We start from the raw sequence: 20,941 nt of genomic DNA, 5'->3' as shown, positions 1-20,941 counted from the left end.
GGATGGGGGCACCTGGCGTCAGCTCGATGGCCCAATCGAGAGAGAAGCCTTGCCCCCTCCCTGATGCAAAGGAGCCTGCACCATGATCCGCCCCCTCCTGCTCACCGCCCTGCTTGTCTCGCCCCTGGCCCTGGCTGTCGGTACTGGGCCGACCTACCCCGACGACCCGCACAACCCGGCGCCAACACCCGGTGTAGACAGCACCCTCAACCCCATTGAGAAACCGATGCCGCGCGATACCGACCCGCGGGCTCAGGGCAATGACCCCGAGAGCCCACCGGCAAGGCAGCAGGATGAACATGATTTGCCCGGGATGGAGGGCAGCGGTTCGCAAGGTACCGGGCGGCAAGGCACGAGCACTGGCAACCCTTGAGGCCCTGGTCTTGCCACTACAAAATGGATGGCACCGGCTGCGCCGGTGTTCGCGGGGCAAGCCCGCTCCCACAGCGTCGAAGCTAACTCAATGGGTTAAGTTGTTTTCTATGGGAGATTGCCCAGCCTCTTGGGGTTGCGCTGTCGCGCAGAGAACAGTGGTCATTGTGGGAGCGGGCTTGCCCCGCGAATGAGACCACGCGGTGGATGGCACCGGCTGCGCCGGTGTTCGCGGGCAAGCCCGCTCCCACAGCGTCGAAGCTAAATCAATGCGTTAAGCCTTGCGTCGCGAAAAGGGCGCAACGCGCCCCCGCACGTTCACCACTGGCGCTTGTCAGGCCTGGTCAACCCCAGTTTTTCGATCCGATAACGCAGCATATCCCGCGAAAGCCCCAGCATCCGCGCCGACTTGGTCACGTTCCAGTCAGTCCGGTCCAGGGTTTTGCATACCAGGTCCCGCTCCATGTCGGGCAGGCTGGTACCTGGCTCGGGCTCATGCCGTGGCATTTCCAATACCGTAGGCGCCTGTTGCTGTATCAGCGGCTCGTCGATCAAGGTCATGCACAGGTTCAACTGATGTGACTGAATCACCTCGTTGGGCGCGAGCAACACCGTCTGCTCCAGCATGTTGCGCAGCTCCCGCACGTTGCCCGGCCAACTGTAGCCAAGCATCATGGCCTCTGCCTCGGCAGAAAAACGCAGGTTCGGCTTGCCATAACGCCGGCCATGGTGCGCCAGGAAGTGCCGGGCCAGCAGCAGAATGTCCTGCCCCCGCGCATACAGCCGTGGCACCTTGAGCGCAATGATGCGTAGCCGGAAGAACAGGTCGCGGCGGAACTTGCCTTGCTGCACCATCTGCTCAAGGTTGCAGTTGGTGGCGCTGATCACCCGCAAGTCGACCTTGCGCTCCTTGACTGCGCCAATGCGGCGGATGCTGCGGTCTTCGAGCAACTTCAACAGTTTGGCCTGCAACACCAGGTCCATCTCGCCGATTTCATCAAGGAACAGCGTGCCACCATCAGCAGCCTCGACCAGGCCCACCCTGCGCTCCTTGGCATCGGTAAAGGCGCCTTTCTCATGGCCGAACAGCTCAGCTTCGAGCAAATTGGCCGGGATCGACGCGCAATTGAACTCGATGAATGGCCCCTTGCTGCGCGAGCCATCGAAATGCAGGGCGCGGGCCACCAGTTCCTTGCCGGTGCCGGTCTCGCCTTCGACCAGTACCGGGGGCAGATCGTCGCTGGCCATGCGCCGCTCGGCATCAAGCACCTGGTGCAACGTGTGTTTGAGGCTGAGCATCACCGACGACTCGCCGATCAGTGCCTGCAGCCCGGATTTTTGCGCCTCGCGTTCCTGGTAAAACGACAGGGTACGCTCCATTCGCTCGGCCGCCAGGGCCTTGTCCAATGTCAGCTTGAGCTCGGCCAGCACCACCGGCTTGGTCAGGTAATGGAAGGCACCCTCCTTCATGGCTTGCACGGCGTCTTCGACATTACCGTAGCCGGTCATCATGATCACTTTGAGCGCCGGTACCTGTGCCACCAGGGTGCGCAACAGGTCGTGCCCGCTCATGCCAGGCAACGAGTTGTCGGTCAGCACAGCGTCGGGCTGGGCCTGTTTGATCTGCTCCAGCGCAAGTTCCGCACTGTGGCAGACCGTCACCTCATAGCCCTTGAGACTCAGGTAGGTGCGAATGTTGTCAGCGAGGATTTCATCATCCTCGACTACCAGGATGCTGTGTTCCATGGTCCCCTCCCGCTGCGATATTGAAAGTAAGGCTAACGCGGGTTCCTTCCTCTTCGCGGCTGCTCAGGCTGACCGAGCCGCCAAAACGCTCCATGATGCGTTGAACCAGGGCCAGGCCTACGCCGAGGCCGCCCTGCTTGGTCGTGAAGAACGGCTTGAACACCATCCGCTCCTGCTGTTGGGTCATGCCCTTGCCAGTGTCGCTGAGCAGCATGACCGTACGTTGGCCATCCTGCACGCTTACCTGGGCGCGCAACACGCCACCCGCCGGCATGGCTTCAATGGCATTGGAAAACAGGCTGTTGAGAATCTGCGTGAGCTGCAGCGGCTGGCTGGTCACGTATTGCAACTCGGGGCCTTCGTAGCAGAACTGCACCCCATTGCGTGCAATTTGTTGGGCGAACGCCAGGTGGGTGTCCTCGATGGCCGCGACCAGGTCCACCGCCTCGGGCTCGTCGCTGGCGGGACGCAACGACACCAGCAGGTCGCGTACCCAGCGTGACATGCGGTCCACCTGGCCAATGATGTCGTTGATGTTTTTCTGCGCGGTGGGGTTGGCGATTTCCTGAGCCAGTTCGGCGCTGGAGCGGATGTTGGCCAACGGGTTGCGCAAGCTATGGGCCACCGCCGACGACATCTCGCCCAGGGCCACATAGGTTTCGCTGGCCACCAGCCGGTCCTGCTGCTGATTGAGCATGAGCGCCGCCCGGCGCACGATCCAGAACAAGCCGAAATAGATGAGCGCGCCGCCCACCAGGGTCGAGGCCCAGATCAGCACGTAACCCCGCTGGATACGCCGGACCAGGTCTTGTGGCTCCTTGTAGATTTCCACCATCGACAGCACCTGCTCGCCTTGGCTGTCGAATAGCGGGATGTAGTTCTCGATGAACAGGTACTTGGGTTCACGCAGGAATTTTTGCTCCTCACGGTCTTCCTCGGCCTTGTGGTAGCTGGCAGAAACCGCCTTGCGCGAGCGGAACGCGTGGTCCAGGTCGCCATCTTCTTCGATGCGTTTGCCGATCAACTGCGGGTTAGTGGACCAGACGATGGTCCGGTCGCGGGCGTAGACGTTGGCCAGCAGGGTGTCCGGCAGGTGCTCGACGTGGTCGAGGAATTCGACGCGGGTCGATTCGGCCAACGCTGGGGTGAATTGCAGGTGCTGCAAGTCCAGGCGGGGGTCGAGCAGTTCGCCCATGGTAGTGCCCGGCGGCAACTGCGAATGGCGGACTTCGGCCTGGGCCATGGCCTGAATGAACTGGGCGGTGAGCATGGCATCGCGCTCGACGCTGTCGCGCACCACGAAGCGCGTAGACACGTAACCCAAGCCACCAGCGACTGAAGCGATGATCAACAAGCTGATGATCGAAAACCAACGCAGCAAGTTGAACTCGCGCAGCGGTGACGCGAGACCGCTGGTGGCCGCAGAGGCTTTGTCGGGCGCTTCGTTTTCCAGCATCTGCATTGAGTGGTTCCCGCGCAGGGAGTCCGTTCTGAAGCGCAGCCTTGCTACGGTTAGTAGCAATTTGATGGCACTTCACCCAGGTCGCTTAAGCTGCCGTTTGTTGCCAATCTCTTGCTGCAAAAACTCAGCCACTAAATCAATAAAACACTAATTGGATATTTTTCAGTAGCTTATGATAACTAATTAATCCTAGATCAAGCTTAAAGCCCCAGATTTGGGTACTAATTACCCAATATTCATTAATTCTATATTTATCATTTATTTATAGAATATTCTTGAAGTCAACTATTAACACTTAGCTAAGCGAAAATTCAGCGAAACCCGAGTGCCGTGCCCTTCGCTGCTACTCAACCTCACCGCCCCGCCAAAGCGCTCCATGATGCGTTTGACCAACACCAGGCCTACGCCCAGCCCGCCCTGCTTGGTGGTGAAAAACGGCCTGAATGCCATGCGCACCTGCTGCTCGGTCATGCCCTTGCCGGTATCGGACAAGCGCAGGGTAAGGCTGCGCCGGTCCTGGCGCACCACTTCGACACGCAACTTGCCGCCCTGCTCCATCGACTCCAGCGCGTTGGCGATCAGGCTGCTGAAGATCTGCCTGAGTAACGCCGGGTGCCCCAAAACCTGAACCGCCGGTAACGGTTGCAGGTCCAGGCTTACACCACTGCGCGCCAGCGGCACGGCAAAGGTCTGCAGGCTTTCCTGCAGCGCCTGGAGCAGGTCCACCGCCTCCGCTTCGTCATTAAGCGGGCGCAGCGACTGCAACAGCTGGCGAATCCACTGTGACATGCGATCGACCTGGCTGATGATGTCATTGATGTTGCGCTGTGCCGGGCCTTCATCGAAGGCCTGCGCAAGCTCGGCACTGGAGCGGATGCTCGCCAGCGGGTTGCGCAAGCTGTGCGCCACCGCCGAGGACACCTCGCCCAGGGCTACGTAGGTTTCATTGTTGATCAACCGCTTCTGCTGCACGGCCAGCAGCTTGGCGGCGCGGCGCATGATGCCGTACAAGCCGATGTAGACTAGCCCGGCGCCGACGGTGATCGCCGCCCAGATGAGGATCAGACCGTGCTCGATACGCACGATCAGGTCATGGGGTTCCTTGTAGATCTCCACCATGGCGGTGACCTGCTCGCCATCGGCGTCGAACAGCGGGATGTAGTTCTCGATGAACAGCTGCTCGGGCGGGGTCACGAACTTCTGCTCTTCGCGTACCTGCTCGAAATCGTGATAACTGGCCGAGACGCGCATCTTGTATTCGAAGGCGCGCTCCAGGTCGTCGTCGCCCTCGATCAGTTTGCCGATCAGGGCGGGGTTGCTCGACCAGATCACCGTGCGATCCGGCGCATAGATATTGGCCAGGAGCATGTCAGGCAGGTGCGCGATATGGTCCAGAAACTCGCCCCGGGCCTTGCGCCGGGCATCGGGGTCGACATCCGGCAGCGCCGTGCGATCGGTGCGCGGGTCAAGCAGCTCGCCCATGGTACGCACATTGGGGATCGACACATGACGCACTTCGGCGTCGGCGATCGAGGTGATGAACTGAGCGGAGAGCAGCGCATCGCGCTCCACGCTTTCGTCGATGATGAAGCGGCTGGAAATCAACCCCAGCCCGGCAGCCACCGAGACGATGATCGCCAGGCTGACCCAGGCATACCAGCGCAGCAAGTTAAAGGGCTTGCGTGGGGTTGCCACCTCGCCACCGGCAGGCACTGCGAGGGCGTCGGAACGGGGGGCGATGTCCATGGCGGACTCCAGGGCTGGGCACCTCTGAAGGTTATAGCCCAGAGTTGGGGGAGCCATGGTTCTAAATTGACAGCATCCGCCGAAGGGTGACCGCATCAAGGTTCAACGCGGGTCGAGATTACAGTGGCGAGTCGGCCGCCAACCCTTGCAACTTGCGGTATTCGCGCAGCACGTTGGGCACGTAGCGGCGAGTTTCGGCGAACGGCGGCACCGCGCCCCGGCGCATCACCGCATCCGGGCCTGCGTTGTAGGCGGCCACAGCCAGGGTAATGTCGTTGTCGAACAGGGTCAGCATGCGTTTAAGGTAGCGTGCGCCGCCCTGAACGTTGTCCTCAGGGTCCAGGGCGTTTTCCACGCCCATCTCACGGGCCGTATCGGGCATCAGTTGCATCAGCCCCACCGCGCCCGCCGGCGAGCGGGCCTTGGGGTTGTAGCCCGACTCGGCCTTGATCAGCGCATGCAGCAACGCCGGCGGCACGTTATGGGCCCGCGCCGCGGCAGCCACCAGCTCGGCGTAGGGGCGCCCGGTGATCAACTGCGCATTTGCCGGGCCAGCCTGGGCCAGCGGTTCGCTGATCACCCGCTGATAGTGGCGCCCGGGTCGATGAACGTTGGTCAGTACGTAGCCGCCCTTGGCATCGATGGAGATGTACACATCGGCCTGGGCGGCTCCCGCCGCCAGCCAGATCAAACCCAGGATGAGTCCACGCATGTCGGCCGCCTCTTCGTCGTGGCCCCCGATGTGGGGGAAATGCCCCGGAAAACCCGAGGGTCATGTCCACGACGCAAGCACTGTGCCGCTTCCTGTACCGCATGGCGCAAGGGCCCGAGGCAGACGTGCACGGCTGTTGCATGGTGCTTGACACAGCATCTTCCTATGCAGCGGAGGGCTCCACCATGCAGCGCAGATCCAACCCCCAACGTGGCTTCACCCTGCTCGAACTCCTCGTGGTGCTGGTGGTGCTTGGCCTGTTGGCCGGCATCGTCGCACCCAAGTACTTCAGCCAGCTTGGCCGCTCGGAGGTCAAGGTGGCACGGGCGCAGATCGAGGGTTTGAGCAAGGCCCTGGACCTCTATCGCCTGGAAGTCGGGCATTACCCCAACAGTGAACAGGGCTTGCAGGCGCTGGTCGTCGCCCCCAGCGGCGAGGCCCGCTGGACCGGCCCCTACCTGCAAAAGGCAGTGCCGCAGGACCCTTGGGGCCACGCCTACATCTACCGGCAGCCCGGCGAGAACGGCGGCGAATACGATCTGCTGTCGATGGGCAAGGATGGCCAGCCCGGTGGCGACGGCGAAAACGCCGAAATCACCAGTTGGCAATAAGGAGATCGGCCATGCGCTACAGCCTCAAGGCCCTGGGCAGACAGGGCGTGGTGCAGTTGCAGATCGACGCCGAAGACGCCGAGCAGGCGCGCCGTCAGGTCGAGGACCAAGGCTTGCGTGTGGTCAGCGTGAAGGGCCAGGGTGGCGCCTTGCGCGGCATGGCCTGGCGCCGCGAGGCAAGCTTTGACCTTGTGCTGTTCAGCCAGGAGCTGTCGACCTTGCTAAACGCCGGCCTGCCCTTGATCGATGCGTTGGAAAGCCTGGCGGAAAAAGCCCCGACCGCAGCCACGCGCAAAGTGCTGGGCGAACTGGTGCGCCAACTTTATGAAGGCCACTCGCTTTCCCAGGCGCTGGGCCGACAGCCCCGGATCTTCCCGGCCCTGTACGTCGCGCTGGTGCAGTCCAGCGAACGCACCGGTGCCCTCGGCGACGCCCTCGGCCGCTATATCGCCTACCGCCAGCGCCTCGACCTGGTTCGGCAAAAGCTGGTGGGCGCTTCGGTCTACCCCCTGCTGCTGTTGCTGGTGGGCGGTGGCGTGGTGCTGTTTCTGCTCGGTTACGTGGTGCCGCGCTTCAGCCAGGTGTTCGAGGGCATGGGCACCGAGCTGCCGTGGCTGTCACGCATGCTGATGCAGATCGGCTTGTTCCTGCATGCCCAGCAACTGCCGTTGGCACTGGGCAGCGTGGCCGGGATAACCGCCCTGGTGCTGCTGCGCCGCCACCCGCTGGTGCGGCGCTGGGCATCGCGTCAGCTACGGCGTATGCCGGCGCTGCACCAGCGGTTGATGATGTACGAGCTGGCACGCTTCTACCGTTCGCTGGGCATCCTCCTGCAAGGCGGTATACCCATCCTTACGGCGATGGGTATGGCCCGCGGGCTGCTGGGCAGCGCTGCGGCGCAAGGCCTTGAGCAGGCCAGCCAGCGAGTGGCCGAAGGGCTGCCGCTGTCCGATTCCCTGGAGGCGGGGCAGTTGGTGACCCCGGTGTCGCTGCGGCTGCTGCGGGCGGGTGAACAATCGGGCAACCTCGGTGAGATGCTGGAGCGTTGCGCCGACTTTCACGACCAGGAGATCGGCCGCTGGGTGGAGTGGTTCGTGAAGTTGTTCGAGCCGCTGCTGATGACCTTCATCGGCTTGCTGATCGGCTTCATCGTGATCTTGATGTACATGCCGATCTTCGAACTGGCCTCAAGCATTCACTGAATGGCGAGGCCCAGGCTTTCGCGCAATGTCGTGCCTTCGTATTCGGTGCGGTAGACCCCGCGTGCCTGCAGCAACGGCACCACTTCTTCGGTAAAGCGGCGGAACTGGCCCGGATGGCCAATGTAGATATTGAAGCCATCCAGCGCCCGCGCCTCGAACCACTCGGTCATTTTTGCCGCCACCGTTTCGGCCGCACCCACGAATGCGCCTGGGCGCAGCTGGCGGCCGAACTCCACCGCCTGGCGCAAGCTGAAGCCTTGCGCCCATGCCTGGTCGGCGATGCGTTTGGCATTGGTGAAAAAACTGCTGCGCGCATGCTCCAGGCTCTGCTGGGGGAACGGCGCATCCAGGTCGTATTGGGTGAAATCGTGCCACCCAAAATTGCGCCCGAACTCTTTCAACGCCCGGTCAAAATTGTGGTCCTGTTGATGGTAGTGGCGCTCGATTTCACGGGCGTGCGCATCGGTGTCGCCCACGTAGATTTCTGCACCTGGCAGCACCAGCAGTTGCTCGGGATCTCGCCCCAGGCGCGCGGCGCGGCCCTTGACATCGCGATAGAAGGCCTGGCCCTGCTCGATGCTGGCTGCGTGGGTGAAGATCACGTCCGCCGTGGCGGCACCCAGGTCGCGGCCTTGCTGCGAGTCGCCCGCCTGGAAGATTACCGGCTGGCCCTGGGGCGAGCGCTGGATATTCAAAGGCCCCACCACCGAGAAGTGCTCGCCCCTGTGGTTGAGCGCATGCATTTTCGACGGGTCGAGGAACTGGCCTGTGGCGCGGTCACGCGGGAAAGCACCGTTTTCATAGGAGTGCCACAAGCCCTGTACCACCTGGACGTGCTCCTCGGCACGGGCGTAGCGGGTGTCGTAGTCGTAATGCTCGTCACGGCCATAGTTGCCTGCGGTGCCGGCATCGCCGCTGGTCACCACGTTCCAGCCGGCGCGGCCTTTGCTGATCAGGTCCAGCGAGGCCAGGCGACGGGCGACGTTATAGGGCTCGTTGTAGGAGGTTGTCAGGGTACCGACCAGCCCGATATGCCGGGTGGTGACGGCCAGGGCCGAGAGCAGGGTCAGCGGCTCCAGGCGGTTGAGGTAATGCGAAGGTGAGCCGGGGGTGATGTATTGGCTGTCGACGATAAAGATCAAGTCGAAAAGCGCGGCCTCGGCCTGGCGGGCGATGTCGATGTACCAGTCGATGTTGACGCTGGCATCGGCGGGCAGCTCGGGGTCGAGCCAGAGGTTATGGCGGCCAGGGCCGCCGCAGCCCATGGTCAGGGCGCCGAGTTTGATCTTGCGGGTGGTCATGGGAGTTGCTCCAAAATGATGGCGGCTGTTCCGGCTTCTTCGCGGGCAAGCCCGCTCCCACAGGGACCCCGTGGCGCTTTTCCTGTGGAGGCGGGCTTGCCCGCGAAAAGGCCAATACAGGAGAACTCAGTGGTCGAACGCCGCAGCAAACGAGGTATCGAACAGGTTCGCCGCCGGATAGGCCTTGATCAGCCCAAGCCCGGCAAAGAAGTCCACGGTTTTCTGCGCATCGACAATCACCTGGGGGTTGAGCGGCGCCACGTCGGTGCGTGCGCGGGCGAACCAGGCTCGGGCAATGTCACGGTCGGCGCGGGTGCGTTTGGCCCAGGCGTCGGCATAGGCCTCGGTGTTGGCAGGGTTGCTCAAGGTCCAGTCGCGGGCCTTCTTCAAACGCTGCAGAAAATCTGTGATCTGCGCACGCTTGGTATCGACGGCCTTGGCGTTGGCCACCACGAAGCTCTGGGCGGGAATCAACCCTTCGGCGGTGGCCAACACCCTAGCGCCCTGGCGCTCCTGCTGGGTAACATAGGGCTCCCAGGTCGCGATCACGTCCACCGAACCGCCGTCCAAGGCATGCGAGGCATCCAGCGCGCTGAGGTAACGCAGCTCCAGGGCGTCGCGGGGTACGGCGGCCTTGTCCAGGGCGCTGAACAGCAGTTGCTGGCTCCAGGAGCCTTTCCACAGGGCCGCGCGCTTGCCACGCAGGTCTTCAAGGCTGTGAATGTTCGAATCCTTGCGCGCCAGAATGGCGACCCCGTCGAGGTTCTGCCGGCTGACTGCGATCACCTTGATCGGCGCACCCAAGGCACCGAGAAGCAGCGGCGGCGCATCGCCAAGCAGGCCGATGTCGAGGCTGCCGACATTCAGAGCTTCGGCCACCGGGGAGCCTGCGGTGAACTGCTTCCACTCCAGGGTATAGGGCAAATCGTCGAGCACGCCGGCCGCCTCCATCACAGCACGAGCGTTGAAGCTTTGATCACCGACCACCAGGGTCTGCGCGGCGGCGGCCAGGCTTAGCGAGGTGGCCAGCACACCGGCGGCCAGTTGTTTGAGGTATCGCACATTCGTCTCCAGGGCCCATAAAGGCGCAACGAGTAGGCGATCCGCCCGTGCGGTCTCGACGTCATGAAAAATCAGAAAAGGTATGCGCTTCGAATCTAAGCAGTGAGCTTCTTATAAGTTATCGTTGTATAAAGCGCCTGTGAAATTCGTTCTAGGCATAACCTAATGCCTTGTACGGGACGTATTTCAAAACAGATCGGCATAGCGTGTAAATGCATATTTTGCATATTAGCTTATGAATAATTTTACTTTGGTGAATATTCAGCGAGTTTGCTAGGGTTAATCGAAACCTTCAGCCGAGCCTGAACCATGAGCCAACCCTTACGCCTCGAGCGCCTGCGCCACTTCATCGGCGCGCTTTCGGACCTGCTTGACCGGGCACCCGACGAAGCCACCCTCCTCGACCAAGGCCAGGGCCTGCTGGGCAGCCTGGTCGCCCATGATGACTGGTTGCCAGACGCACTGGCCCAACCGGACCCACACCGCTATCAGCAGTACCTGCTGCATTGCGACTCGCGGCAACGCTTTTCCATCGTCAGCTTTGTCTGGGGGCCTGGGCAGCAGACACCGATTCACGATCATCGGGTCTGGGGGCTGATCGGCATGCTGCGCGGCGCCGAATACTCGCAAGGCTTCGCCCGCACCGAGCAAGGTACGTTGCTGCCAGCAGGTGCGCCGGTGCGTATCGACCCTGGCCATGTAGAAGCGGTTTCGCCGCGCATCGGTGACATTCATCAGGTCAGCAATGCCTTCGACGACCAGGTGTCGATCAGCATCCATGTCTACGGGGCCAACATCGGCGCGGTGAGCCGTGCGGTCTATCTGGCCGATGGCACCGAAAAACCCTTCATATCCGGCTACTCCAATACCCTTCTGCCCAACATCTGGGACCTGTCCAAAGAGAATCCTGCCCCATGAGTACTGTCGCCACCCGTTCCTTCCAAGACATTCGCCGGGTCTTGCTGGCCCATGAAGAACTGGCGCTGATCGATGTCCGCGAGGAAGATCCGTTCGCCCAGGAGCACCCGCTGTTTGCGGCCAACATCCCGTTGTCGAAGCTGGAGTTGGAGGTCTTCGCCCGGGTACCGCGGCGCGACACTGCCATTACTTTGTATGACGACGGCGAAGGGCTGGCTGCCCTGGCTGGCGAGCGCCTGTCGGCGTTGGGGTACAGCGACGTGGCACTGCTTCAGGGCGGCCTCGCCGGCTGGCGCGCAGCCGGCGGCGAGCTGTTCCGCGACGTCAACGTGCCCAGCAAGGCCTTCGGCGAGCTGGTCGAAAGCGAGCGGCACACGCCGTCGCTCGCGGCCGAGCAAGTACAGGCACTGCTCGATGCCAAGGCCGATGTGGTGGTGCTCGACGCCCGCCGCTTCGACGAGTACCAGACCATGAGCATCCCCGGCGGCATCAGCGTGCCGGGTGCCGAGCTGGTATTGCACGTGGCCGAGCTGGCACCGAACCCGGCCACCCAGGTGATCGTCAACTGTGCGGGGCGCACGCGCAGCATCATCGGCACCCAATCGCTGGTCAACGCGGGCATTCCCAACCCGGTGGCAGCGCTGCGCAACGGCACCATCGGCTGGACGCTTGCCGGGCAACAGCTGGCCCACGGCCAACAACGCAGCTTTACCCACGTTAGCGATACCACCCGCGCCAGCGCCGCCCAACGTGCCCGCGCCGTGGCCGATCGTGCCACGGTCGCGCGGCTGGATCGCGAAGGCCTTGCGGCCTGGCAGGCAGATAACCACCGCACCACCTACCTGTTCGATGTGCGCACGCCCGAGGAGTATGCCCAGGGTCACCTGCCGGCCAGCCGCTCGGTACCCGGGGGGCAACTGGTACAAGAGACCGACCATGTCGCCAGCGTGCGCGGCGCACGTCTCGTGCTGGTGGATGACGACGGCGTGCGGGCCAACATGAGCGCTTCGTGGCTGGCCCAGATGGGTTGGCAGGTCGCCGTGCTGGACGGCCTGTCGGCAGCGGATTTCAGCGAGCCCGGCGACTGGCAGGCACCGTTGCCGGAGCAGCCCCAGGTGAGCGAGATCGGCGTCGACCAGTTGCACGCCTGGCTGCAAGCGCCGGGCACCGTGCTGCTGGACTTCACCACCAGCGCCAACTACGTCAAACGCCACATCCCAGGCGCCCATTGGGCGATCAGGGCGCAGTTGCCGCAGGTGCTGGAGCAACTGCCGGTTGCCGAACGCTTTGTGCTCACCTGCGGCAGCAGCTTGCTGGCGCGCTTTGCAGCGGCCGATTTGCAGGCCCTGACACAAACCCCGGTGTATGTCCTGGAAGGCGGCACAGCACGCTGGATTGCTGCGGGCTTACCGCTGGAAAGTGGCGAAACGTACTTGGCGGCAGCACGCAGTGACCGCTATCGCCGGCCTTATGAAGGCACCGACAACCCGCGTGAAGCCATGCAGGGGTATCTGGACTGGGAGTTCGGCCTGATCGCCCAGCTAGAGCGCGACGGTACACATGGGTTCCGTGTTGTAAGTTAGTGCAGTTGCGCCATGAATGGCGCAAGGTGTCTCCCGGTCGTCAGTGACGCACGAGGTAGGCGCCAGCAGGAACATGCTTTTGCAGTTTCTTGCATTTGCCCGGCGGGGGTTGGTGCCCAGGTGGGCGATCGGGGAACCAGATTCGGCATTTGCCCGGCGGCGGTCTATGGCCTCGCGGCACCTCGAAAGCAGCATCGTCCATGAGGTCTTCAGCCATGGCCACTCGCTGCTGACCGGCAACGCCCTGCAGTTGCTCGGCAGCAGCAAAGGAGACTGATGGAACGGGCTCCGGGGTGGCCTCTGCGTGTATTTCTTGAACTGCCGAAGCCTTTACAGCACCCGGCGGAGTACCCGAAATCCGGGCGCTGTTCGCCGCCTGAATCAACTGCAGATTGCGACTGCGCAATGCCACGTTACGCCCAACGCGCAGGTTGGAACGCGCCGCCAACACTTCAGCCTGATCGTATTGCCCCTGCTGCAGACGCAGTACACCGAGGTAATGCAGCGTGGCGGGATTGTTCGGCTGGATTTGCAGTGCCCGTTCCAGCGTGGCAGCGGCCTGGTCAAGCTTGCCTTCTGCATATTGCTTGGAGGCCGTTTCGATCAACAGGGTCGAGGCCGTGTTACTGCGTGCAGGCGCCGTGCGTTCGCCGGCGACGGTGAAATCGCACGCAGCGACGCTGAACAACAAGATAAGGACCGACAGCTGACGCTTGCTTGGCATGAGGAAAGCACTCGACGGGTCCAGGATGGGACGGGTTCAAAGGAAGAGGCTATCGACCTGAACATGGCATTGAAGTTCCCAGCTAACCGCACAGCCAGCCCCTTTCAAGCCCCCCCACGCACCCGCCGCATCACCATGCCCACCAGCACCACATTGATCAGCGCCAGCAGGCACAAGGTCACCAACACCCCCATCGAACCAAAGTGCTCAAACAGATAACCACCCACTAGCGGCGTCAGTGCCTGGCCGATAAGCGAAGGCCGCGACATACGCCCCATCAGCAACACGTATTGCGCGGGCGGCATCATCGCCAACGGCAGAAGCCCGCGCACGATCGCCCGCAAGCCATTACCGCAGCCGAACACCAGCAGGCCCACGGCTGTGGCCGCCGGCACCAGCGTCACCAGCAGCAGGCCCACCAGCACCAGGCTTACCCAGGCCAGCGCCGTCCAGATCGGGTGGCGCTTGCCCGCCAGAATCTGCAGCACCCGCGACGCCACCTGGCTGGGGCCAAGCATGGCCGCCAGGCCGATCGCCACCGGCAGCGAATGCCCAAGGCCCTGAAGCACGGCCACCAGTTGCACGGCAATGGCCGTCATAATGATCGCGCCAATGGCGAACATGTTGGTCAGCAGCAGGTAGAGTTGGCGATCCACCCCGACTGCGGTGTCGTTTTCCTGCGCCTTGCGCACCTCGACCCGCCCACCCGGCGGCAACACGCGCCAATACAACGGCGCTACCACCACCAGCAACACCACCGCATAGCACACGCACGTCATGCGCCAGCCCAGGTGCTCGATGGCCAGTGCCACCGTCGGCCAGGACAGGGTCGAGGCAAAGCCGGCTATCAGGGTGATGCCGGTGATGGCTTTGCCCGCGCCCTCGCCATACAAGCCGCCAAGGGTAGAGAACAAGGCCTCGTACAGCCCCATGGCCATGCCCACGCCGATCACCGCCCAGGCCAGCAGAAACAGCGCCAGGCCATGGCTGGCGGCCATGATCAGCAAGCCCACCGCTACCACCGCGCCGCTGGCCGCCATTTGCGGGCGGCCGCCGTAGCGGGCGACCAGGCGGCTGGACAACGGGGCGAACAGGGCCGAGACCATCAGGCTCAGTGACAGCGCGCCGTATACCCATTGGCTGGGCCAGCCGGTGTCGCGGCTGATCGGGTCGGCCATCACGGCCATGAGGAAGAACGAACCGCCCCAGACCAGGATTTGCAGGACGCCCAGGCAGACGATGCCGAGGGGCCTGGGGATTTTGGGGGTGCTGGTCACGGTAAGGCCTTAGGTCACATTGCGGGCTATTAGTGCCGGCCCTTTCGCGGGGCAAGCCCGCTCCCACAGGAACCTCACCTTGCCAAAGGAAATCGGGACCTGTGGGAGCGGGCTTGCCCCGCGAAAGGGCCGATGCGGGCACCCTACCATGCCCATCATTGATGAAATATCCCGACATATCATTGCGCGTGATAATAACCTTCGCTGCGTTCGATTCGTGCCTCACGCGCAAGGCACTCACACTCCGCCCACTACTAATACATTGGCGGAGTTCTCCATGGAACAATCACTCAAACCCTTGCGCTTTCCACTCGCTGCCCTGGCAGTCGTAGTGCTCAGCGCTTGCGGTCGAACCCCCGACGCCGTGCAGGCGCCCGCCGCGCCCAAAGTCACCGTTGCCAAGGTGATCGAGCAGCCGATCAACGAGTGGGACGAGTTCACCGGCCGCCTCGAAGCCCCGGAAACCGTCGAAGTGCGGCCACGGGTCTCGGGCCAGATCGACCTGGTCGGTTTCACCGAAGGCGCCCAGGTCAAGAAAGGCGACCTGCTGTTCCAGATCGATCCGCGCCCGTTCCAGGCTGAGGTCCGCCGCCTCGAAGCCCAACTGCAACAGGCCAAGGCCACTGCCATCCGCAGCGCCAACGAAGCCCGCCGTGGTGAACGCCTGCGTGACAGTAACGCCATCTCCGCCGAGCTTGCCGAGTCGCGCAGCAGCACGGCCGCCGAAGCCCGCGCCGGGGTCGACGCGATCCAGGCCCAGCTTGACCTGGCCCGCCTGAACCTGAGCTTCACCCGTGTCACCGCGCCCATCAGCGGCCGTGTCAGCCGTGCTCAGTTCACTGCCGGCAACATCGTCACCGCCGATGTGACCCCACTGACCAGCGTGGTCTCCACCGACAAGGTCTATGCCTACTTCGACGCCGACGAGCGCGTGTACCTCAAGTACACCCAGCTGGCGCGTGAAGGCCAGCGCGGCCAGACCACCCCGGTGTACCTGGGCCTGACCAACGAAACCGGCAACCCGCACCTGGGCCAGATGAACTTTGTCGACAACCAGGTCAACCCGCGCACCGGCACCATCCGCGGTCGCGCCGTGTTCGACAACCGCGACGGCCAGTTCACCCCCGGCCTGTATGCACGCCTGAAACTGGTGGGCAGCGCCCAGTACGACGCCATGCTGATCAACGACGAAGCCGTGGGCACCGACCTTGGCAAAAAATTCGTGCTGGTCATGGACAAAGACAACAAGGCCACTTACCGCGCCGTGGAATTGGGCCCCAAGCTTGAAGGCCTGCGCATCGTGCGCAGCGGCCTGGCCAAAGATGACCGCATCGTCGTCAAAGGCCTGCAGCGCGTACGCCCAGGCTCGCCAGTCACTCCGGAAGAAACAGCAATGGCCAGCGAGCAGACCCTCGCCGCCCTCGCCCAGCAGCGCCAGGCCCTCGAAGCCAGCAACACGGCGCAGAAAGTAGCGGGTTCCACCGAGAAAGTCGCCAGCGCTCAAGCGCCACGCGGTTAAGGGATCACACCGATGAACTTTTCGAAATTCTTCATCACCCGGCCGATCTTCGCCGCGGTGCTCTCGCTGGTGCTGCTGATTGCAGGTTCGATCTCGCTGTTCCAGCTGCCGATCAGCGAATACCCGGAAGTGGTACCGCCCACCGTGGTGGTGCGCGCCAACTTCCCCGGTGCCAACCCCAAGGTGATCGGCGAAACCGTCGCCGCGCCGCTGGAGCAGGCCATCACTGGTGTCGAGAACATGCTGTACATGTCCTCGCAATCCACTGCCGACGGCAAGCTGACCCTGACCATCACCTTCGCCCTGGGTACCGACCTGGACAACGCGCAGGTACAGGTACAGAACCGCGTCACCCGCACCCAGCCCAAGCTGCCGGAAGAAGTGACGCGTATCGGTATCACCGTCGACAAGGCCTCGCCCGACCTGACCATGGTCGTGCACCTGACCTCGCCGGACAACCGCTACGACATGCTCTACCTGTCCAACTACGCCATCCTCAACATCAAGGATGAGCTGGCGCGCCTGGGTGGCGTGGGCGATGTGCAGCTGTTCGGCATGGGCGACTACTCGCTGCGCGTGTGGCTCGACCCGAACAAGACCGCTTCGCGCAACCTGACGGCCAGCGACGTGGTCGCCGCTATCCGCGAGCAGAACCGCCAGGTCGCTGCTGGCCAGCTGGGCGCCCCGCCCGCCCCCGGCTCCACCAGTTTCCAGCTGTCGATCAATACCCAAGGCCGCCTGGTCAATGAGGAAGAGTTCGAGAACATCATCATCCGTGCCGGTGCTGATGGCGAAATCACTCGTCTGAAGGACATCGCCCGGGTCGAACTTGGCTCCAGCCAATATGCCCTGCGCTCGCTGCTGAACAACCAGCCGGCGGTGGCCATCCCGATCTTCCAGCGCCCTGGCTCCAACGCCATCGAGATCTCCGACGAAGTGCGGGCGAAAATGGCCGAGCTGAAGAAGGACTTCCCTGAAGGGATGGACTACAGCATCGTCTACGACCCGACCATCTTCGTGCGCGGCTCCATCGAAGCAGTGGTGCACACCCTGTTCGAAGCGCTGATCCTGGTTGTCCTGGTGGTAATCCTGTTCCTGCAGACCTGGCGCGCCTCGATCATCCCGCTGCTGGCTGTGCCGGTGTCGCTGATCGGCACCTTCGCGGTGATGCACCTGTTCGGTTTCTCACTCAATGCGCTGTCGCTGTTCGGGCTGGTACTGGCCATCGGTATCGTGGTGGACGACGCCATCGTCGTGGTGGAGAACGTCGAACGTAATATCGGGCTTGGCCTGAAACCGCTGGAAGCCACGCAAAAGGCCATGAGCGAAGTGACCGGGCCGATTATCGCCACCGCCCTGGTGCTGTGCGCGGTGTTCGTACCTGCTGCGTTCATTTCCGGCCTTACCGGGCAGTTCTACAAGCAGTTCGCCCTGACCATCGCCATCTCGACCGTGATCTCGGCGTTCAACTCGCTGACCCTGTCGCCGGCCTTGGCAGCGGTGCTGCTCAAAGACCATCACGCACCCAAGGACCGTTTCTCGCGGTTCCTCGACAAACTGCTGGGCAGCTGGCTGTTCTCGCCGTTCAACCGCTTCTTCGACCGCGCGAGCCACAGCTACGTCGGTGGCGTGCGCCGGGTCATCCGCTCCAGCGGCATCGCCCTGTTCGTCTATGCAGGCCTCATGGGCCTGACCTACCTGGGCTTCTCGTCCACCCCAACCGGTTTCGTACCGGCCCAGGACAAGCAGTACCTGGTGGCCTTCGCCCAACTGCCGGACGCCGCCAGCCTCGACCGTACCGAGGCGGTGATCAAGCGCATGAGCGAAATTGCCCTGAAGCAACCTGGCGTGGCCGATTCGGTGGCCTTCCCGGGCCTGTCGATCAACGGTTTCACCAACAGCCCGAACAGCGGCATCGTGTTCACCCCGCTCAAGCCGTTCGATGAGCGCAAGGACCCGAGCCAGTCGGCAGCCGCCATCGCCGCCGCGCTGAATGCCCAGTTCGCCGACATCCAGGACGCCTACATCGCGATCTTCCCACCGCCGCCGGTACAGGGCCTGGGCACCATTGGCGGCTTCCGCCTGCAGATCGAGGACCGCGGCAACCTGGGTTACGAAGCGCTGTACAAAGAAACCCAGAACATCATCACCAAGAGCCACAACGTGCCGGAGCTTGCGGGCCTGTTCACCAGCTACCAGGTCAATGTCCCGCAGGTCGATGCCGCCATCGACCGAGAAAAAGCCAAGACCCACGGCGTGGCAATCAACGACATTTTCGACACGTTGCAGGTGTACCTGGGCTCGCTGTACACCAACGACTTCAACCGCTTTGGCCGTACCTACCAGGTCAACGTCCAGGCCGAGCAGCAGTTCCGCCTCGATGCCGAACAGATCGGCCAACTGAAGGTGCGCAACAACCTGGGCGAGATGATCCCGCTGGCGACCTTCCTCAAGGTCAGTGACACCTCCGGGCCTGACCGCGTCATGCACTACAACGGCTTCATCACCGCAGAAATCAACGGTGCAGCCGCCCCGGGCTACAGCTCCGGGCAGGCCGAAGCTGCCATCGAGAAACTGCTCAAAGAGGAACTGCCCAACGGCATGACCTTCGAGTGGACCGATCTGACCTATCAGCAGATCCTCTCCGGCAATACCGCGTTGCTGGTGTTCCCGCTCTGCGTGCTGCTGGCGTTCCTGGTGCTGGCGGCCCAGTACGAAAGCTGGAGCCTGCCGCTGGCGGTGATCCTGATCGTGCCGATGACCCTGCTGTCGGCCATTACCGGGGTGATCATCTCGGGGGGCGACAACAACATCTTCACCCAGATCGGTTTGATCGTACTGGTGGGCCTGGCGTGCAAGAACGCGATCCTGATCGTCGAGTTCGCCAAGGATGAACAGGCCAAGGGCCTCGACCCGCTGGCCGCGGTACTGGAAGCCTGCCGCCTGCGTCTGCGGCCGATCCTGATGACCTCGATCGCTTTCATCATGGGCGTGGTACCGCTGGTGTTCTCCTCCGGTGCCGGCTCGGAAATGCGCCACGCCATGGGTGTCGCGGTGTTCTCGGGGATGATCGGCGTGACCGTGTTCGGGCTGTTCCTGACCCCGGTGTTCTTCTTCCTGATCCGCCGTTTCGTCGAACGTCGCCAGGCCCGCAAGGCCGCACGCGTTCAATCGCTGGAGAGCCACGCATGAACCTGCTCAAGCCCCTGACCCCGAGCCTGCTGGCCTTGGCCCTGGCAGCCTGTGCGGTAGGCCCGGACTACAAGACACCGGACACCGAGCCTGCCCATTTCGACGCTCAAGTGCAGGCCAAGGCCTACGACCGCAGCCGCTTCGAAAGCATCTGGTGGAAGCAGTTCGACGACCCGGTGCTGAACCAGCTGGTGCAGGCCTCGCTCGACGGTAACCGTGACCTGCGGGTGGCCTTTGCCCGCTTGAAGTCGGCCCGTGCAATCCGCGAGGACGCAGCGAACGACCAGTTGCCGGTGGTCACCAGCCGTGTCAGCAGCGAAATCGGCAAGGGCCAGGTCCCCGGCCAGACCGAGCAACGGGTCAACAGCGAACGCTATGACCTGGGCCTGGACATGGCCTGGGAGCTCGACCTGTTCGGCCGTATCCAGCGCCAGATCGAAGCCAGCCAAGCGCAGGAAGCGGCCGCGGCCGCCGACTTGCAGCAGCTGCAAGTCAGCTTGATCGCCGAACTGGTCGACGCCTACGGCCAGCTGCGGGGCGCACAGTTGCGCGAGAAGATCGCCCTGGCCAACCTCAAGACCCAGCAGGAATCGCGCACCATCACCGAAACCCTGCGTGATGCCGGGGTCGGCAATGAACTCGACGTGGTCCGGGCCGATGCGCGCCTGGCCGGGGTCGAAGCCACCGTGCCGCAACTTCAGGCCGAACAGGCGCGTGCCCGTCACCGCATCGCCACCCTGCTTGGCCAGCGCCCGGATGCACTGAGCGTCGATCTGTCGCCCAAGGCCTTGCCGGCCATCGCCAAAGCGCTGCCGGTGGGCGACCCCGGTGAACTGCTGCGTCGCCGCCCAGATATCCGCAGTGCCGAACGCCAGCTGGCCGCCGCGACGGCCAATGTCGGTGTGGCCACCGCTGACCTGTTCCCACGGGTCAGCCTCAGTGGTTTCCTCGGTTTTACTGCGGCGCGTGGCTCGCAGATCGGTTCTTCGGCGGCCAATGCCTGGGGGCTTGGCCCGAGCATCACCTGGGCCGCCTTCGACCTGGGCAGCGTGCGCGCCCGCCTGCGCGGCGCCAAGGCGGACGCCGAAGGCGCCTTGGCCACCTATGAGCAGCAAGTGCTGCTGGCCCTGGAAGAGTCGGCCAACGCCTTCAGCGATTACGACAAGACCCAACAGCGCCTGTTGTCGCTGATGCGCCAGAGTGATGCCAGCCGCAAGGCGGCACAGCTGGCCTCGATCCGTTATCGAGAAGGCACGGTGGACTACCTGGTGCTGCTCGACGCCGAGCGCGAGCGCCTGAGCGCCGAAGATGCCCAGGCCCAGGGTGAGGTCGAGCTGTACCGCGGTATCGTCTCGATCTACAAGGCCCTGGGCGGTGGCTGGCAGCCAGAGACGGTGGCCAGCACGCACTGACTCAACCCCTTGCAACGACTCCTTTGGTTGGTTCCTCCCCCAACCGTTTGCCCCGCTGGCCTCGGCCTGCGGGGCTTTTTTTTGGCGCTTTGCAAAGCGGTA

16 protein-coding genes are annotated in these 20,941 nt (G+C 63.3%); 8 read left to right on the top strand and 8 right to left on the bottom strand.

Translation table 11 applies throughout. From position 1 onward, the window contains the following. Window positions 1–82 precede the first annotated feature (82 nt). The gene (locus OGV19_RS09965) at window positions 83–373 is read left to right on the top strand and encodes a hypothetical protein (protein ID WP_264313239.1); all 291 of its coding nucleotides are present in this window, start codon (window positions 83–85) and stop codon (window positions 371–373) included. A 317-nt stretch (window positions 374–690) separates the two neighbouring features. Here OGV19_RS09965 and OGV19_RS09960 read toward each other — a convergent pair whose 3' ends face one another. The 4 genes from OGV19_RS09960 to OGV19_RS09945 all read right to left on the bottom strand — a co-directional run bounded on the left by OGV19_RS09960 (window position 691) and on the right by OGV19_RS09945 (window position 6,038). Further along, window positions 691–2,118 (bottom strand): sigma-54-dependent transcriptional regulator, encoded by a 1,428-nt coding sequence (locus OGV19_RS09960; protein WP_264313238.1) that lies wholly within the window; start codon window positions 2,116–2,118, stop codon window positions 691–693. Next, a complete protein-coding gene (locus OGV19_RS09955) occupies window positions 2,087–3,580 on the bottom strand; it encodes a sensor histidine kinase (protein WP_264313237.1) in 1,494 nt (497 codons plus the stop codon). Before OGV19_RS09955 ends, OGV19_RS09960 begins: the two co-directional genes overlap by 32 nt. A 288-nt stretch (window positions 3,581–3,868) precedes the next feature. Continuing rightward, the gene (locus tag OGV19_RS09950; RefSeq protein ID WP_264313236.1) at window positions 3,869–5,326 is read right to left on the bottom strand and encodes a sensor histidine kinase; all 1,458 of its coding nucleotides are present in this window, start codon (window positions 5,324–5,326) and stop codon (window positions 3,869–3,871) included. A 118-nt stretch (window positions 5,327–5,444) separates the two neighbouring features. Beyond that, a complete protein-coding gene (locus tag OGV19_RS09945; RefSeq protein WP_264313235.1) occupies window positions 5,445–6,038 on the bottom strand; it encodes a lytic transglycosylase domain-containing protein in 594 nt (197 codons plus the stop codon). Window positions 6,039–6,223: 185 nt separating this feature from the next. On the opposite strand from OGV19_RS09945, the gene gspG reads away from it, so the two are divergent. Continuing rightward, entirely contained in the window at window positions 6,224–6,649 is a 426-nt protein-coding gene (gspG, locus tag OGV19_RS09940) for a type II secretion system major pseudopilin GspG (RefSeq protein ID WP_264313234.1), read from the top strand. An 11-nt stretch (window positions 6,650–6,660) separates the two neighbouring features. Then, window positions 6,661–7,851: a type II secretion system F family protein gene (locus OGV19_RS09935; protein WP_264313233.1), complete on the top strand. Its 1,191-nt coding sequence runs from the start codon at window positions 6,661–6,663 to the stop codon at window positions 7,849–7,851. Here the strand turns inward: OGV19_RS09935 and OGV19_RS09930 are convergent. Both OGV19_RS09930 and OGV19_RS09925 read right to left on the bottom strand, forming a co-directional pair. Continuing rightward, a complete protein-coding gene (locus OGV19_RS09930; RefSeq protein ID WP_264313232.1) occupies window positions 7,845–9,152 on the bottom strand; it encodes an LLM class flavin-dependent oxidoreductase in 1,308 nt (435 codons plus the stop codon). The two genes, OGV19_RS09935 and OGV19_RS09930, sit on opposite strands and share 7 nt — an antisense overlap. A gap of 126 nt (window positions 9,153–9,278) precedes the next feature. Beyond that, the gene (locus tag OGV19_RS09925) at window positions 9,279–10,214 is read right to left on the bottom strand and encodes an ABC transporter substrate-binding protein (protein WP_264313231.1); all 936 of its coding nucleotides are present in this window, start codon (window positions 10,212–10,214) and stop codon (window positions 9,279–9,281) included. 309 nt (window positions 10,215–10,523) lie between these two features. Here OGV19_RS09925 and OGV19_RS09920 point away from each other — a divergent pair, with 309 nt between their 5' ends. After that, entirely contained in the window at window positions 10,524–11,132 is a 609-nt protein-coding gene (locus tag OGV19_RS09920) for a cysteine dioxygenase family protein (protein ID WP_264313230.1), read from the top strand. After that, complete coding sequence (locus tag OGV19_RS09915) at window positions 11,129–12,715, top strand: rhodanese-related sulfurtransferase (RefSeq protein WP_264313229.1); 1,587 nt, start codon at window positions 11,129–11,131, stop codon at window positions 12,713–12,715. The genes OGV19_RS09920 and OGV19_RS09915 overlap by 4 nt, the downstream gene beginning before the upstream one ends. Window positions 12,716–12,755: 40 nt before the next feature. On the opposite strand, the gene OGV19_RS09910 is transcribed toward OGV19_RS09915, so the two are convergent. Beyond that, complete coding sequence (locus tag OGV19_RS09910; RefSeq protein ID WP_264313228.1) at window positions 12,756–13,439, bottom strand: tetratricopeptide repeat protein; 684 nt, start codon at window positions 13,437–13,439, stop codon at window positions 12,756–12,758. A gap of 104 nt (window positions 13,440–13,543) precedes the next feature. Next, window positions 13,544–14,716, bottom strand: coding sequence for an MFS transporter (locus tag OGV19_RS09905; protein WP_264313227.1), 1,173 nt, complete (start codon window positions 14,714–14,716; stop codon window positions 13,544–13,546). Between the two features lie 277 nt (window positions 14,717–14,993). Between OGV19_RS09905 and mexE the strand changes: the two genes are divergently transcribed. From mexE to OGV19_RS09890, 3 genes are read left to right on the top strand one after another with little or no spacing between them, the layout of a single operon-like run. Further along, on the top strand, window positions 14,994–16,235 hold the full coding sequence (gene mexE, locus OGV19_RS09900; RefSeq protein WP_264313226.1) for a multidrug efflux RND transporter periplasmic adaptor subunit MexE: 1,242 nt from the start codon (window positions 14,994–14,996) through the stop codon (window positions 16,233–16,235). 12 nt (window positions 16,236–16,247) lie between these two features. Continuing rightward, the gene (locus tag OGV19_RS09895; protein ID WP_264313225.1) at window positions 16,248–19,427 is read left to right on the top strand and encodes an efflux RND transporter permease subunit; all 3,180 of its coding nucleotides are present in this window, start codon (window positions 16,248–16,250) and stop codon (window positions 19,425–19,427) included. Further along, window positions 19,424–20,839, top strand: a complete 1,416-nt coding sequence (locus OGV19_RS09890) for an efflux transporter outer membrane subunit (protein WP_264313224.1) — start codon at window positions 19,424–19,426, stop codon at window positions 20,837–20,839. Before OGV19_RS09895 ends, OGV19_RS09890 begins: the two co-directional genes overlap by 4 nt. Window positions 20,840–20,941: the final 102 nt, after the last annotated feature.

It is taken from the genome of Pseudomonas putida, assembly GCF_025905425.1.
Taxonomy (GTDB): Bacteria; Pseudomonadota; Gammaproteobacteria; order Pseudomonadales; family Pseudomonadaceae; genus Aquipseudomonas; species Aquipseudomonas putida_AF.
The sequence above is the reverse complement of the archived record's forward strand: the minus strand, read 5'-3'. Positions and strand labels throughout refer to the sequence as shown.